2 protein-coding genes (1 of these 2 only partly in view) are annotated in these 16,929 nt (G+C 72.2%); both read right to left on the bottom strand.

Annotated elements, in window-relative coordinates; genetic code table 11:
- Nucleotides 1–3,241, bottom strand: the 5' end (the start) of a protein-coding gene (locus ACIQM3_RS10875) for an SDR family NAD(P)-dependent oxidoreductase (protein ID WP_401621868.1). 5,345 nt of this gene lie to the left of the window's left edge; the window shows 3,241 of its 8,586 coding nt (coding positions 1–3,241); it begins with the start codon at nucleotides 3,239–3,241; its stop codon lies off the left edge, out of view.
- Nucleotides 3,238–16,929 (bottom strand): SDR family NAD(P)-dependent oxidoreductase, encoded by a 13,692-nt coding sequence (locus ACIQM3_RS10880; RefSeq protein ID WP_401621870.1) that lies wholly within the window; start codon nucleotides 16,927–16,929, stop codon nucleotides 3,238–3,240. The genes ACIQM3_RS10875 and ACIQM3_RS10880 overlap by 4 nt, the downstream gene beginning before the upstream one ends.

A 16,929-nucleotide genomic window follows, 5' to 3' on the forward strand; every position in this document is an offset into this window, starting at 1 on the left:
CCCGATCGGCGACGTCGGCCTGTCGGTACAGGACCTCGCCGCCCAGCGACTCGATCCTCGCGATGCCGCGGCGCTTGCGGGCGTCGAGGGCCGAGCGCCCGGTCAGTACCAGGCGCGCCGACCAGGTCCTGGCCAGGTGCTCGGCGAGCAGGAGCCCCAGTCCGCCGGTTCCGCCCGTGATGAGGTAGGTGCCGTTCGGCCTCAGGAGGTGCTTGCCGGCACCGGGCGGGCGCGGCCGGACCCGGCCGGCATGGCGGACACCGGCGCGGTACAGCGCGCTTCCGGACGTCCCGGCGGACCACTCGTGCCACAGGCGCTCGAACCAGTCGCCTCGGGCTGCCCCGGCGGCCGGGCTCTGGGCCTCCTGCAGGATCGCGGCGAACGGCACGTCGGGCAGGACCCTGCCGAGGGAGCGCTCGAAGCCGAGCCACGATTCCGCGTACGCCCGCTCGACACCGTCGCGGAACTCCCCGGCCTGCAGGACACGACCCACCGGCAGCCCTGACGCGGCGATGGCCTGCAGGAGGTGCACGGTGGCGGTGTACGAGCCGGGGAGTTCTGCGTCGTCCAGCGACCACAGGTTCAGGACGCCGCCGACCGCGCCGTACCGCGCCCGGATGTCGTCGAACACGCGGACGCAGTCGTCCGGGGACTGGTGATCGGCTTCGTAGGAGTGATCGGACGTCCGGGCGAAACCCGGTCCGCGGGTGACGAACACCAAGGTGACCGCGGGGTCCAGCTCGCGTGCGGTGCGCGCCAGCTCGACACGGTCCGCCGGGTCGGCGCAGAGGCAGACCAGGGTATGCGGCGCGTCGGCCCGGCGGACGGCGGGGAGCGCTTCCGGCTCCCAGGACTCCGCGAAGAGGAGGGCTGCCGGCGGCAGGTCGTCACCGGTCGCAGCCGCACCGGAATGCGCTGCCGCACCGCGCGGGGCGAGGGCCGCGGCTGAACGCGTGGTGTCGATCCAGTAGCGGTTCCTGGCGAACGGGTAGGAGGGCAGGGCCATGCGGGCCGGGCACCGGCTGCCGTGCAGCGCGTGCCAGTCGACGGTGCCGCCCTGGACCCACGAGGCCAGCAGTCCCGGAAGGTCCCGCCCGGCGAGCGCTGCGGACACGCCCGTTTCCGCGGCCGCTCCGCTCGCCCGGCCGCGGGCCGCCCCCTCGACGTCCGGGCGTCCGTCAGCGAAGTCCCGGAGGCGGGCGAGCAGGTCCGGCATGGCGTCCGTGACGAGGCCCAGCCGCTCCCGCATGGCCTCGCGCCCCGTCTGGAGCGTGTGGGCGAGCGCGGGCAGATCGGTGGTCGAGAGGTCCTTCTGCTCGATCCAGTCCGCGAGTTGCGCCGCCTTCTGCTGCAGGAGCTCCGTGGTGCGGGCCGACAGGACGACCGGGACCGGGCCGGTGGAGGCGACCGCGGGATCCGGCGCGCCGTCCGGGTCCGGCCGGTACTCCTCAAGGACCAGGTGCGCGTTGGTCCCCCCCGCCCCGAATGAGGAGATGCCGGCGATCCGGGAAAGTTCGCGCTCCCGGCCGTCGACGGTGGTGACCGGCCGCGGCCAGTCGGCGAGAGTCTGCTGGACCGTGAAGGGCGTGCCGTCGAAGTCGATGTTCGGGTTCAGTGCGGTGGAGTGGATCGAGGGGGCGATCTGCCCGTGCCGCATCTGGAGCAGCACCTTGGTGAGCCCGGAGATACCGGCGGCGCTCTCGGCGTGGCCGATGTTGCTCTTGACCGATCCGATCGCGCAGGGCCGGCCTTCGCGCACGTGCTCGCCGAAAGCCCGGGTGAGCCCGGCGACCTCGATGGGATCCCCGAGAGCCGTGCCGGTGCCGTGCGCCTCGATGTAGGTGATTGCGTTCGGTTCGATGCCGGCCTGCCGCCAGGCGTCGGTGATCACGCGAGCCTGGGTGGCCGGGCTGGGGACGGAGTAGCCGTTGGTCCGTCCGCCGTGGTTGACGGCGACGCCCCGGATGACCCCGTGGATGTGGTCCCGGTCGTTCACGGCTTGCTCCAGCGGCTTGAGCAGGACGGCGCCCACGCCCTCGCCCGGGACGTATCCGTCGCCCCCCTCGCCGAAGCTCTCGCACCGGCCCGTGCTGGAGACGAATCGGCTCTGCCCCAGGAGCAGGTATTTGTTGGGATGCACCGATACGTTGACCCCGCCGGCGACCGCCAGGTCGCAGCTACCGGACCGGATGCTCTGGCAGGCCAGCTGGATGGCCGTCAGCGACGACGAGCACATGGTGTCGACGCTCATGCTCGGACCTTGGAAATCGAAGTAGTACGAGACCCGGTTGGCGACGGCCGCGAGGTTCCCGGACACGGCCACCGGGTTGTCGAGGACCTGCTCCTGGGCTCCGTACAGCTGGTATTCCGAGTACATGACGCCGACGTAGACGCCGATGGCGGGGGTGCGGCCGGAGTTCGTCGGAGCCTTCAGCCGGTCCGGGGTGTATCCGGCGTCCTCGACGGTCTCGTAGACGCACTGGAGGAACATGCGCTCCTGGGGGTCCATCCGCTCCGCCTCAGCGGGCGAGATGTTGAAGAACAGCGGGTCGAACTCGTCGACGCCGTCGACGAATCCCCCCCACCGGCTGTACGTCTTGCCGGGCGCGTCCGGGTCCGGATCGAAGTACGCCTCGTGGTCCCACCGGCCGGCCGGGATCGTGGTGACGCAGTCGCGTCCGGCGGCCAGGTTCGCCCAGAACTCGTCGACGGTGCGCGCCTTGGGGTAGCGCCCGGCCACTCCGATGATCGCGATGTCCAGTCCCTGCCGTGCGGGGCGCGCGGCAGCGGGCCGGGGCGCGGAGGGCAACGGCGCCTGGGGCTGCTGCGCCGACCACCTCGTCGACGCCAGGGGTTTGCGTCGCAGCGGGCCCGTGGACCGCGCTCCGGCACGGACCGCCGGTCCGCCGGCGGCCGGGGAGTCGGCGGCCGGGGAGTCGGCGGCCGGGTCCGTCGCCGTCTCTCCGAGCAGCCGCGACACGTCGAACCGACGGGTGGAGACCAGGTACCGGGCCAACTCACGGGGCGTACCGAACTCGAAGAACAAGGTGGTGGGCAGCGACCCGAAGACCGCTTCCATCCGCGCGGTCATGGCCATCGCCATGACCGAGTCGAGGCCGAAGCTCTCGAACGACGCGCGGGCGTCCACCCGGGCGAGGGGGAGCTTGGTGGTCTCGGAGAGAAGGTGCTCGAGGTACTCGCTCGCCTTCTCCTCGAGCAGGTCGCCGTCATAGTGCGTCACGAATTCGTCCCATCGGTGGTGAAAGTAGGGAACTTCCGCTGCGTCGGGGCCGAGGCGTCCCCCAGGGTGCGGCCGCCAGGAGGAACCGCGACCAGGACCTGGCTGTACTCGGACTGCAGAATCCGGTGGAAGTCGCCGATGCCGGCTGCCTCCGGCGGCCAGTTGACGGACTGGCTGTGCCCGCGGCGCTCACCACCGGCGACCAGGTCCTGCCGGCACCGCGCGTAAGCGTCCAGGAAACCGTGGGCCGCGACGCCGTCGACCTGGCCGGCGCCGCCGCCCACCCCGGCAGGGGAGGAGACGGTCACGAAGAAGTCCAGCGGGAGCGACCGGGTCGCGGCGTCCAGGTTCACGACACCCGCCGCCTCAGGGGCGAGGACGTCCAGGAGGTCGCGGCCCGGCATGTCGACGATGAGCGCGTCGCGGGTGGCCCCGGCGCTGTGGATGACGCCGTCGATCCCTCCGTGCCGCTCCAGAAGGCGCGCGACCAGTGCGTCCGCCGCGGAACGGTGGGAGATGTCGGCTTGCTCGTAGTGCACTGCGCTGCCGACCGCCGGCTGCCGCAGTACCGCACGGGTCTCGGCGTCCAGCGGCGACGGGCCGACGATGATGACGGTCGCGTTCCCCGTCTGTGTGGCGATCTCCCGCGCAACGGTCCGTGCGAGCACACCGGACGCACCGGCGATGAGATAGATCCCGTGCTCCTTCCACGGCGGCGGGTGGGGGGTGGCGCGGTCCTCGCACGCGGCCCAGGCCAGCACCTCGCGCCGGCCGTCGACGTACCGCACGAGGGTCTCCTCGGGGCAGTCGCGGTTCTCCCGGATCCGCAGCACCGCGCGCTCAGGGGTGTCCGTCCGGCCCAGCACGACGACCTGCCCGGTGAGTGCCGGGTTCTCGAGGCCGGCCGTCCTGAGCACGGCCGCGAGTCCGGTGAGCAGCGTCGCGTCGGGAGTACCGGGAACCACCAGTTGGACATGGGTCCGGCCGGTGGCGCCGCGCGCCAGGGAGCGCAGGTGCCGCAGCACCTGCAGGCCGTACGCGGTGTACCGGCGGGCCGGGGCCCCGTCCTCGGTGGCCAGCACGAGTACCTCGGCGTCGTCGCTCCGCAGGAGCGGCGCCAGTTCTGGCACTCCGGCGAGCAGCACGGCCGTTCGGGCGGCGACCGCGGACGGCCGGGTCGGCGCTGGTCGGGCCTGCCACTGCGAGCGCAGCAGGACCGGCTGCCCGCCGGCGGGCCCCACCACCCCGGCCGGGGTGGTGGGGCGGGGTTCCGCTGCGGGACCGAGTGCCGCCGGTTCGAGGTCGTCCCGGTCGGAGGCGGCCGGGTCGAAGGAGAGTCCGCCGATCCGGATGCGGACCCGGCCCTGCTCGTCGGCCAGGTCGAGGTCGAAGCCGGCGGCCCGCCCCGCGCCGGCCGGCTGTGCACCGGGGCGCGCCCAGGCCCACATCGAGGCCGTGCAGGCATCGAGGACGAGGACTTCGTCGATGGCGCGGACCGTCGCGGGTCCACTGCCGCCATCCGCAAGGTCGGGTCCGGTCGGCCGGGCGAGGACATCGGAGCACACCTGTACCGCGGCGTCGAGCAGGCCCGGATGCAGCACCAATCCGTCCTCGGTGTCGCGGTCCGGGTCAGGCAGCGCCAACTGGATCAGGGCGTGGCCGGGGCCGGTCCAGATGTTCCGCACCGTGCGCCGGGCGGATTCGGACGCGAGGCCGTCGTCCTGGTGGCCCTGGTAGTACTGCTCGCCGGTCAGGCCGGCACCGCGGCAAGCCCTTTGCAGAGCGGGCACGTCCAGCACCGTCTCCGCGGCTCCTTCCGCGAAGTACAGGACCCCCGTGCTGTGTTCGACGGCGTCCCCGTCGCCGTCCCCGCCCGCTGGGGTGCTCCGGATCCGGAACCGGATGTCGCCGTCGTCCTCCGGGCGGAGACCGACGTGCGTCTCTCGGGAGCCGTCGCCCGGAGCGAGCGGCTGCGCGAACACGATGTCGCGCAGCACCACCGGCGCGGCGGGATCGACGGTGGCCCTGCTGCTGAGGCAGCACGCGGCCACGGCCATCTCCAGGAAGGCCGCGCCCGGCACGGTGCGAGCGGCGCCGTCGCCCAGGAATCGCTCCTGTCCGGTCACGACGGACGTGAAGCGCTGCTCGCCGAAGTCGGACGTGTTGGCCTGGACCAGCGGATGCAGCGGCGCCGGTCCGCCCAGCGCGGTCGGTTCGGCAGCGGACAGGTCGTCGAAGGCGTAGTACCGCTCGGCCGCGAACGGGTAGGTCGGCAACGCGACCCGCCGCGGAGTCGCGGTCCGGTAGAGGGACTGCCAGCTCACGGGCACCCCGCTCACCCACAGTTCGAGCAGCTTCTCGTACTTCCCCTTCTCGGCCCACGCCGCGATCATCACGTCGAGGTCGGAGTCCGACGCGAACAGCGTCAGTGTCTGGGCACCGTCGGCGACCGAACCGCGGACCACGTCTCCTCCGGCGAACTCGTCGGCCAGGAACCGGCCGAGCCGCTCGACCAACTCGGGCACGGAGGCAGCGACGACGCCGAGGCGTTCCTCGCGTGCTTCGCGGCCGACTTGAAGGGTGTAGGCGACGTCCGTGAGAGCGAGGTCCGCGTTCTCGGGGCGGCCCAGCCACTCCACCAGGTGTTCGGCCCGTGCCCGCAGCTGCTCGGCCGTGCGGGCGGACAGCGGTATCACGGCGCGCGGGTCTGTGCCGGACGCCGGGCGCGGCAGGGGGCTGCCGTGGACGTACTCCGCTATCACGACGTGGGCGTTGGAGCCTCCGGCCCCGAAGGCCGACACGCCCGCGACACGCGGCAGCGCACCGCGCGTGCCGTCGTCAGCCACAGGGGCCGGCCACTCGGCCGGTTCCCGCTGCACCACGAACGGGGTCTCCTCGAAGTCGATGTGCGGGTTGAGCTGGGAGGCGTGCAGGGACGGGGCCAGCGCGCCGTGCTGGATCTGGAGCAGCACCTTGGTGATGCCCGCGATGCCGGCCGCGCTCTCGGCGTGCCCGATGTTGCTCTTCACCGAGCCGATCGCGCAGAACCCGCGGTCGTCGGTGTCGAACGCCTTGCACAGTCCGGCGATCTCGACCGGGTCGCCCAGGGAGGTGCCGACGCTGTTCGCCTCGATGTAGCTCACGTCCCGCGCGTCGACCCCCGCGCGCCGCAGGGCCTCGCCGATGACCTCGGCCTGCCCCAGCGGGTCCGGAACCGAGTAACCGCTCGTCCTGCCGCGGTGGTTGGCGGCGGTGCCCTTGATGACGCCGTAGATCCGGTCGCCGTCCGCGACCGCCCGTGCCAGGGGCTTGAGCAGGATCGCGCCCACTCCCTCACCCGGTGCGTAGCCGTCGCCTCCGGTGCCGAAGCTGGCGCAGCGGCCGTTGCTCGACGCGAGCCGACCCTGGCTGAGGAGCAAGTACTTGTTCGGGTGCAGCGAGAGGTTCACTCCTCCGGCCACCGCCGTGTCGCACTCCCCCGCCTCCAGGCTCCGGCAGGCCAGATGCACGGCCGTCAGCGACGACGAGCACATCGTGTCGACGCTCAGGCTCGGGCCACGGAAGTTGAACACATGGGAGACTCGGTTCGCGACCGATGCCGAGTTGCCCGACACGACCGGCGCCGCGCCGTACTCCCGCGTCCGGGCGCTGTGGAGCTGGTACTCCTGGTACATCACGCCGACGAAGACACCCACCGGGCCGTCGAGCCGGTTGCCCGTACGGTCCCTGCCGATGTCCCGGACGTACCCGGCGTCCTCCAGGGTCTCGTGCACACACTGCAGGAACAGCCGCTCCTGCGGGTCCATGATCTCCGCTTCGCGCGGGGAGATGTTGAAGAACTGCGGGTCGAAGTCGTAGACGCCGTCGAGGAATCCGCCCCACTTGCTGTAGGACTTCCCCGGGGCCCCCTTGCGCGCGTCGAAGAAGCGCTCGTGGTCCCAGCGGTCGCGCGGGATCTCGGTGACGCAGTCCTTGCCTTCGGCGAGATTCCGCCAGAACTCCCGCACGTCGCGGGCCTGGGGATAGCGGCCCCCCAGGCCGATGATCGCCACGTCATGTGATGCCGTGCCCGGGGCCGGGTCCGCGGGGCGCACCGCCGGAGCGGATGGCACGGGCCACGTCCGTCCCGCTCCGGGAAAGGGCTGTTCCGGGGCGTCCGTTGCAACGGCGGGTGGCTGCCGACGTCCGCCCGAGGGGACCAGCTCCCCCATTTGCCGCGGGTGGGTCTGCAGGAGGTGGCGGGTCAGGGCGCTGATGGTCCGGTGCTCGAAGAACAGGGTCTTGGGCAGCGAGCCGAAGACCTCCTCCAAGGCGCGGGTCATCTCCATGGTCATGACGGAGTCGACGCCGTAGTCCTCCAGCGACGCCTCGGCGTCGATCCGGTCGGCGGGCAGGTCGATGACCGAGGCCAGGAGCCGCTTGAAGTAGGCCACGGCCTGCTGCGTGGTGGTCTCGTCCAGGTCCCGCGCGACCGCTGCCACCCTGGTTGCCCCGGGGGATTCCGCGGGCGCGGCGTCCGGCGACGGCAGGGGTCGGGGTGCGGGGCCGTCCACGAGGAGTCCGGTGAGGAGGGTCTGCGCGATCCTCTGGCGATCGCCCCACAGCACCATCACCTGGTCCGAGGGCGAAGCCAGGGCCAGGTACAGGGCGCGCAGCCCGTCCCCGTCCGGCAACGGCACCAGCCCGAAGCGCTCGTGCAACGACCGTTCCGTCAGCGCGTCGACCCGCATCCCGCCGTCGGCCCACAGGGGCCAGGCGACCGACAGCGTCCTCCCCCGCCGCTCGCCCCGGGCCACCAGCGCGTTGCGGTGGGAGGCGAAGGCGTCCATGAACGCGTTCGCGGCCGCGTAGTCGCTCTGCCCGACATTGCCCAGGGCCCCCGCGACCGAGGAGAACGTGATCAGGAAGTCGAGGTCCGCGTCCTGCGTGGCCTCGTCCAGGTGCACCAGTCCGGCGACCTTAGGGGCCAGCACCCGGGCGAAGGCGTCCGCGTCCTTCTTGATGACGAACGCGTCGCTGGTGGACCCGGCGGCGTGCAGGACGCCGTCGATCCGCCCGTACCGCTCCCTCATCTCCTGGACGAGCGTCACGACGTCGTCCCTGACCGCCACGTCGGCCTGTACGTAGATCGCCTCCGCGCCGTGCCGGCGCAGTTGTTCCAGCAGCGCGTCCTTGGCCGCGTCGCGGGGCGAACGGCCGGCGATCACGATGCGGCCCCCACGGATCCGCCGCGCGATGTCCTGGGCGAAGACCATGCCCAGACTGCCGGCGCCCCCGGTGATCAGGTAGACGCCCCCGTCCTTCCAGGGTGCCGCCGCCGACCGGCGGTGGACGTCCTCCTCGCGCCACCTCAGGACCTCGCGGAGGCCGCCGCGGTACCGCACCGCGAAGTCCGCGAGCACCGTGCGGTCCGCCCCGACCCGGGACACGACGCGCTCCGGGGTGTCCTCCGGGTCGACCAGCACCAGCTGCCCGAGCAGCCGGGGATTCTCGAGTCCCGCCGATTTCACGATGGCGGCCAGTCCCGTCCACAGCGACGCCTCGACGGCCGGGGCGAGCAGCTGTACCCGGACCGGGTGGTGGGCGGGCGCCCCGAGCAGCCGTTTGACCTCGTCGAAGACCTGCAGCGCGTAGTCGGTGTAGCGGCGCCCGACATCCGTGGCGCCCGAGGACAGCCGGACCACACGCGCGGTGCCCTGCGCCTCCAGCGCCGCGGCGACATCGGGGAGGTCGACGACCAGCACCAGGCCCTCGGACGCCGGAGCCACGGTCGACACCGGAGTCACCGTCGGCGCCGGGGCCGCGGTCACCCAGTGCGGAGCTGCGAATAGCTCCCGGGCGGTCGTCGCCACCGGGTGGGCACGCAGCGCAACGCCCTTGAGCCGGACCCACACCCGCCCCTCGTCGTCGCAGATGTCGATGTCCAGGCGACGCAGGCCCGCGCCCTCCCGGCCCGCGCTGTCGCGCACCCAGGCCCAGGCCTCCGGTGGGCAGGGGCCGAGGATCTCGGCCTCGTCCAGCGCGAACGGCAGCTGCAGCTGTTCCGCGCCCGCCGCCCCGGACAGCAGACCCGCACACGCCTGCAGGGCGGCGTCCACGGTCGACGGATGGAGCCCGTAGGCGTGCTGGGTGTCCCGCACTGCCGGCGGCAGCGCGATCCGGGCCAGGACCTGTCCCGCGCCCGTCCACAGCTGCTGGACGCCCTGGTGACCCGGACCGTAGCTGATACCGCGCGCCTCGGCGGCCGCGTACAGCGCGTCGGCGTCGGGCCCCGGGGTCGAGCACGTGTCCCGCAGTCGCGGCAGGTCGACGCGGACGTCGGTGTCCGCGGCCACGGGTTGCGCGGTCACGTGCACCACGCCCTCGCTGTGGACCGTGTCGCCGGTTGCGGTGGCCGGGTCGCCCGGGCTGAGGATGGCGAATCCGACCTCGCCGTCCTGCTCGGGCCGCAGGCGTACCTGGACGGACAGGCTCGGCTCGTGCAGGGTGACCGGCCGCGTCCAGGCCACGTTCCGGATGCCCGAGACGCGGTAGGGCTCGTCGACGGAGGCCGCCACGGCGGCTCGCGCCAGTTCCAGACAGGCGGCTCCGGACAGGACGGGCCTGCCCCTGACCTGGTGGTCCCGCAGAAAGAACTCCTCGCCGGTGTAGACGGACGTGAAGCGCTGGCCATGGAGAGTGGAGCTGTTGACGTGCACCAGCGGATGGATCTGCGCGGGGGCCGCCGCCTGGCCCGGCACGGCCGCGGTGGCGTCGGCCAACCAGTGGCGCTCGCCCTGGAAGGGGTAGGTCGGCATCGATATGCGGCGCGGCGCTGACTCGGCTGCGGTTGCACTGTGCAGCGTCGACCAGTCCACCACGAGGCCGGTCGTCCACAGCCTGACGAGCTCGCCGTACGCGCGCTGCGTGCGCGCCGCGTCCAGCGTGCGGGTCTGATCCGCGTCGGCGGTGAAGACGGCCAAATTGCCCTGCCTGCGTTCCACCCGGCCCCGGTACAGGTCCGTGATCACCGGCTCGCCGGCCAGGAACGCCTGCAGTTTCCCGGCGAGTTCACCGGTCGTGGTCGCGAGGAGCCCGAGGCGTTCCTCGTAGGCCTCCCGGCCTGTCTGCAGCGTGTGGGCGATGTCCGCGAGCTCGGCCGTGGCACCCTCCCCGGTCGTCCAGCGCAGCAGCTGCTCGGCCTGTGCCCGCAGGCCGCCGTCCGTCCGTGCGGACAGGACGACGGCCGCGGGGCTGCCCGGAGCAGGAGAGTCGTCCGCGGGGCGGAGCGCGGGGAGGTACTCCTCCACGATGACGTGCGCGTTGGTGCCCCCCGCCCCGAAGGACGAGATGCCGGCGATCCGCGGCACGGCGGTGCCGTCGGCGCCCGTAGGGCGACTCCACGGTGCCAGCTCCCGTGCCACATAGAAGGGGCTGGCGTCGAAGTCGATATGGGGGTTGAGCACTTCGGAGTGCAGGGAGGGCGCGAGTTGGCCGTGCTTCATCTGCAGCAGCACCTTCGTCAGCGCGGCGATGCCGGCCGCACTCTCGGCGTGCCCGATGTTGCTCTTGACCGAGCCGATCGCACAGAACTGCGTCCGGTCGGTGTGCTCGCGGAAGGCCTGGGTCAGTCCGGTGATCTCGATGGGGTCGCCGAGTGAGGTGCCGGTTCCGTGCGCCTCGACGTAGCTGACCGCGTCCGCGGAGACTCCGGCCTCACGGAGCGCATGGCCGATGACGTTGTACTGCGCGCGCGGGTTGGGAACGGAGTACCCGTTGGTCTTGCCGCCGTGGTTGACCGAGGTGGCGCGGATGACGCCGTAGATGGTGTCGTTGTCCTCGCGTGCGCGGGCGAGTGGCTTGAGCAGGACCGCGCCGACGCCCTCCCCCGGGACGTAGCCGTCACCGCCCTGCCCGAAACTCTCGCACCGGCCCTTGCTCGACGCGTATTTGCCGCTGCCGAGCATCAGGAACTTGTTGGGGTGCAGAGAGAGGTTCACGCCGCCCGCGACGGCCACTTCACAACCCCCCGTCCGCAGGCTCTGGCAGGCCAGGTGCAGCGCGGTGAGCGACGACGAGCACATGGTGTCGACGGCCATGCTCGGACCGTGCAGGTCGAAGACGTACGACACCCGGTTGGCGATGGTCGACGCGCTGCCGGACAGCGTGACGTTCCGGCCGCGCGCCTGCTCCTGGGCGCCGTAGAGCTGGTACTCCTCGTACATCACGCCCACGAAGACGCCCACGTTGCCGGGCAGGCCGCGGTCGTCGCAGCGGCTCAGCGCCTCGCGGGTGTACCCCGCGTCCTCGAGCGTCTCGTGCACACACTCCAGGAACAGCCGCTCCTGCGGGTCCATGAACGCCGCCTCGCGCGGGGCGATGTTGAAGAACAGCGAGTCGAAGCGGTCGACGCCGTCCAGGAAGCCACCCCACTTGGTGTAGGTCCTGCCGGGCGCGTTCTTGTCCGGGTCGAAGTAACGGCCGTGGTCCCAGCGGTCGGCGGGAATCTCCGTGACGCTGTCGCGGCCCTCGGCCAGGTTCTGCCAGAACTCCCGGATGTTGCGTGCCTGGGGGTATCGCCCCGCCAGTCCGATGACGGCTATCTCCGTGTCCCCGCCCACCGGCTCACGACGGCTGCGCCGCACGACGGCCGGGCGGGCGGGCCCGGGCCGTGCCCGGCCCCGCACGGTGGCCTCGTCCGCCGGGGTGAGGGACGGCTCGGGGACTTCCGCTGCGAGCAGTTCGACCAGCCGCGGCCGATGGGCACCGATGAAGTATCCGGAGAGGGCGCTGATGCTCTGGTGCTCGTAGAACAGCGTCTTGGACAGCGATCCGAAGACCCGCTCCAGCCGGTTGGTCAGGTTCATCGCCAGGATGGAGTCGATGCCGTAGTGCTCGAGGGCGTCGTTCGCGTCGATCCGCTCGGCGGGAACGCGGAGCTCGGCGGCGAGGAAGTCGACCAGGTACCGGCAGGCCCGCTCCTCCAGCGTGCCTCCCGAAGGGGCGCCGCCGCCGTCCTGCGCGGCGGCGGCATCCGGGAGTTGGACGGCGCCGGTTGGCAGGGTGCCGCCGGACCGCTCGGCGGTCATCTCGGCGGTGTACACGCGGGAGGTGAACCCCCGCAGGCGGCAGCACGGCACCCCGGTGTCGTCGAGGAGGTCGATGTCCAGCTTGCGGATGCCGAGATCAGGCTGGTCGTCGTCGCTGTACCGGACCCACGCCCACATCTGCGCGGTGCACGGCCCCAGGACGTCCAACTCGTCGAGCGCGAAGGGTAGGTGAAGCGGGGCGGGGCCGGAGTCCGCGCCGTCGCCGTCCCGGCCGAACAGGCCGATAGCGGACTGCAGGGCGGCGTCCAGCAGGCTCGGATGCAGCACGTACGCGTCCGTATCGGCCGGCATCCCGGACGGCAGGCGCAGTCGGCCCAGTGCCTGCCCGTCGCCGATCGCCACACTCTCGATGCCGCGCTGCGCGGGGCCGTAGTCGAGGCCCAGGGACCGGTAGATGCGGTAGCACTCGTCGGCGTCCATCCGGGCGGCACCGCACGCCGCCTGCAGCGCGGCCACGTCCACGGCCACCGGCGCGGCAGCCGCGAGGGCGCGCACCGTGCCCTGACTGTGCACGACGGCGTCCGCGTCCGGGTCCTCTCCCGGAACGCTGGAGATCTCGAAGGCCACCTCCCTGGCGGGCGCGGCGTCCCCGGGCAGCGGAACGGCGCCGGCGGGCGCGGCGTACAGCGTCGTCGTGACGCGTGCGGCCTGCTCGGCAACCGTCAGGGGTTGGGCCCACACCACGTTGCGGAGCACGGTCCGACCCGTCGGACCGTCGAGCGAGGCCTGCAGCGCGGCTCGGGCCATCTCCAGGTGCGCGGCCGCCGGCAGCACCTTGCGGCCGTTGACGACATGGTCGGTGAGGAAGAACTCCGCACCGGAGAAGGACGAGCCGAACCGCTGGGCGTCAAGGGTGGAGGTGTTGGTGTGGATGAGCGGGTGATGGCGGCCGACGGCGGAATCGGCGGGGTCGGCTGCCGCGGCCAGGTCGCCCACCCAGTAGCGCTCGCGGGCGAAGGGGTAACCGGGCAGCGGGAGCATGGGGGGACGGCGGGAACCGTACAGCTTGCCCCAGTCGACGCTCAGGCCCTTGACCCACAAACCGAGCAGCCGGTCGAACTTGCCCTTCTCGATCCACACATCGACGGTCGTGGCCATGTCGCCGTCGTCACCGAGGGCGGCGAGCGCCTCGCGGTGCTCCTTGACGTTGCCGAGGTGCAGGTCGTCGACGTCCTGCTCGCCGTCGACGAACGCGGTGAGTTTCCGGGTGAGGCCGGCGGGCGAACCGACGGGCAGGGCGAGACGATGGTCCATCGCCTCGCGGCCGAGCTGCAGCGTGTAGGCGACGGCGCCGAGGTCGACAGTGGCGGGGTCCTGCGGCAGCAGCCAGTCGAGCAGGTCCCGGGCCCGCTCCCGCAGCCGCTCGGGGTCCTTCGCCGAGAGGACGACCAATCGCGGGGTGCCCTCGGGTGCGGGAAGGGGCGGGGGGTCGGCTCGGCGGTACTCCGCCACGACGACGTGAGCGTTGGATCCGCCGGCGCCGAACGAGGAGACGCCCGCGATCCGGTCGCCTTCCGTGGTCCGGCCGTCGCCGCCCCTGACCGCGGGCCGCGTCCACGGAGCCGTCTCCCTCTGGAGACGGAACGACGTCCGGCCGAAGTCGATGTTGGGGTTGGATTCCTGCGCGTGCAGGCTGGCCGCGATCTGCCCGTGCTGCATCTGGAGGATGACCTTGAGCAGTCCGGCGATGCCGGCGGCGGCCTCGAGATGGCCGATGTTGCTCTTCAGCGAGCCGATGGCGCAGTGCTGCCCGGAGCCCGGGTCCGACGCGAACGCCTGGGTCAGCCCGTCGATCTCGATCGGATCGCCCAGCTCGGTGCCGGTACCGTGCGCTTCCACGAAGCTCACCTCGCCCGCGGAGACGCCCGCCCCGGCAAGCGCCTCGCGTACGACCTCGGCCTGCGCGACCGGGCTGGGGACGGTGTAGCCGTTGGTCCGGCCGCCGTGGTTGATGCTGCTGCCGCGCAGGACGGCCCGGATGGTGTCGTTGTCGCGCTCGGCATCGGACAGCCGCTTGAGCAGGACGACCGCCACGCCCTCCCCCGGCACGAACCCGTTGCCACCGGCTCCGAAGCTGCGGCACCGGCCGTCCTCGGACAGCATCCGTTTGCCGGACATCAGGGCGTAGTTCGACGGGTGCAGGTAGAGGTTGACCCCGCCGGCGACGGCCAGGTCGCACTCACCGCGGCGAAGGTGCTGCATCGCCTCGTGGACCGCGCTCAGCGACGAGGAGCAGAGCGTGTCGACCGGCAGACTGGGCCCGGTGAGGTCGAGCAGGTACGACACCCGGTTCGCCACCGAGGCGAACGAGGTCAAGGGGTGCAGCTTCTCGTTGCGCTTCCACAACTCGGGCCCGTACAGGTCGAACCCGGTCTTCGAGACGCCGGCGAAAACACCCACCTTCCGCCGATGGGCGTCGGCCAGCCGCTGCCGGGTATAGCCCGCATCCTCCAGCGCGTTCCAGGACTCCTGCAGGAACAGGCGCTCCTGCGGGTCCATGCTCATCGCCTCTTGCGGTGAGATGGCGAAGAACAGCGGGTCGAACTCGGCGAACCCGTCAAGGAATCCGCCCCACTTGCTGTAGCTCAGGCCCGCCGCCACCGCCTCGTCGCGGTCGGGGTGGTAGAAGCCCTCCAGCGGCCAGCGGCCCTCTGGGATCTCCGTGACGCAGTCCCGCCCGGCGGCCAGGTTCTCCCAGAACTCCCGCAGGTTGCGGGCCTGCGGGAACCGCCCGCTCATGCCGATGACGGCGATCGCGTCCTCGGTGGGAGCAGAGGTGGACGGGGCCGCCGCAGGCGCCTGCCGCTCGGCGGGGTGGGTGGGCGCCGGCTGCGGCGCCGCAGCGTCCTGCCGGGGCGCCGCCGTCCCCGACCATTCCAGACATCCCTGCCGGTGCACCCGAAGGAAGTAGGCGGCGAGGGCATCCAGCGAATTGAATTCGTACAGCAGCGTCCTGGGCAGGTCCGGGAAGACCGCGGCGAGCTTGCGGTTGAGCCGGGTGACGACGATGGAGTCGATGCCGTAGTCCGCCAGCGGCATCTGGGCATCGATCTTCCCGACGGGCAGGCCGATGACACCGCTGAGCAGCTGCCGAAGCCTGCTGACGATCCGGTCGCGCAGTGCCTCCTCACCGATGCCCTCGGGCAGTGCGGAGGCGGGAGCGGTGACCGGGGCGGATCCGGTGCTGGCCGCCGACTGTCCGATCAGGGTCCGGCGGATGCGTGGGACGTCGCCCTCGACCGCCATCACCTGGCAGTGCTCCGACCCGAGGGACTCGTGGAAGACCCTGATGCCCGATGCGGTGCGCAGAGCGTGCATGCCGGTCTGCTCCCGCAGGGCCTGCTCCGTCTCCGTGTCCACCGGCATCCCGCCCTCGGCCCACAGCGGCCAGTTCAGCGACAGGCTGCGCCCGGACCGCAGACCCTGCGCGACCAGACCGCCCCGGTGGTGGGCGAACGCGTCGAGAAACGCGTTGGCGGCGGCGTAGTCGCACTGGCCGACGTTGCCCGTGACCCCCGCGGTGGAGGAGAAGAGGGCGAAGAAGTCCAGTACGTCGTCCTTGGTGGCGGCGTCCAGGTTGAGGGTGCCCGCCGTTTTCGGGGCGAGGACCTCACGCAGCTCCTCGGCGCTCTTGTGCGCCACGAATCCGTCCCGGAGCACTCCGGCGCTGTGGATGATGCCGTGGATGGCACCGTGCTCACGCCGCACGCCGGCGAGGTACGCCTCGACGCCGTCCGGGTCGGCCACGTCGAGCCGGCTGTACTCCACCCGCGCCCGCGGACGGTAGAGGCTCTCGAGCAGCTGGCGCCGGCTGCTGTCGAGGGCGGAGCGGCCGCTCAGCAGGACGGTCGTGTTCTGTACGGACCGCAGCAGATCTCGGGCGAAGATCAGCCCGAGCCCGCCGAGACCGCCGGTGACGACGTACGTACCGCCCTCCCGCCAGGGCGTGGCCGTTTGCTCGGGGATCGCCGACTCGTGCCAGGTCAGTACCTCGCGCACGTCGTCGCGGAACCGCACGACGCGGTCATGGCCGCGCTCACGACTGTCCAGGATCCGGGCGGCGGTGTGCGCAGGCCCGGCGGCCGGGTCGACGAGAAGCAGCTGGGGCACGATCCCGGGGTTCTCCAGGCCCGCACTCCTGACCATGCCGATCAGACCCGACAGCAGGATGTCGTCTCCCTGCGGGGAGACCACGAGCTGCACCAGTGTGGGGCGCAGTTCCGGGTCACCGGCCAACGGACGGAGCGAGGTGAGCACCTGGACCGCGAGCTCGGCGTAGCGGTCCGCGAGCCCCGTGGCCCCGGACCGCAGCAGGCGTACGTCGACCGTGGCGTCCTGCCGGCGCAGGGCGTCCTCCAGGGCCGACGGCCCGGCGAGGAGCACCACGTGTCCCGGTTTCCGCGCGGTCGCAGGGGTGTCCGCCGCCTGCCAGACCGGGTGGCACCGCAGCAGCCCGGACGGGGGCACCGCTGCCGGGGCGCCCGTGGGCGATCCCGGCCCCGTCCGCTCCTGACGCTCCTTCAAGAACCTTTTGACGTGCTCCTTGGAGACGCGATCGGCCTTGAGATCCAGCAGAAGCCGCTCCAGCTGGCTGTCCAT

The organism is Streptomyces sp. NPDC091271 (genome assembly GCF_044757505.1).
In the GTDB taxonomy this organism is placed as follows: Bacteria; Actinomycetota; Actinomycetes; order Streptomycetales; family Streptomycetaceae; genus Streptomyces.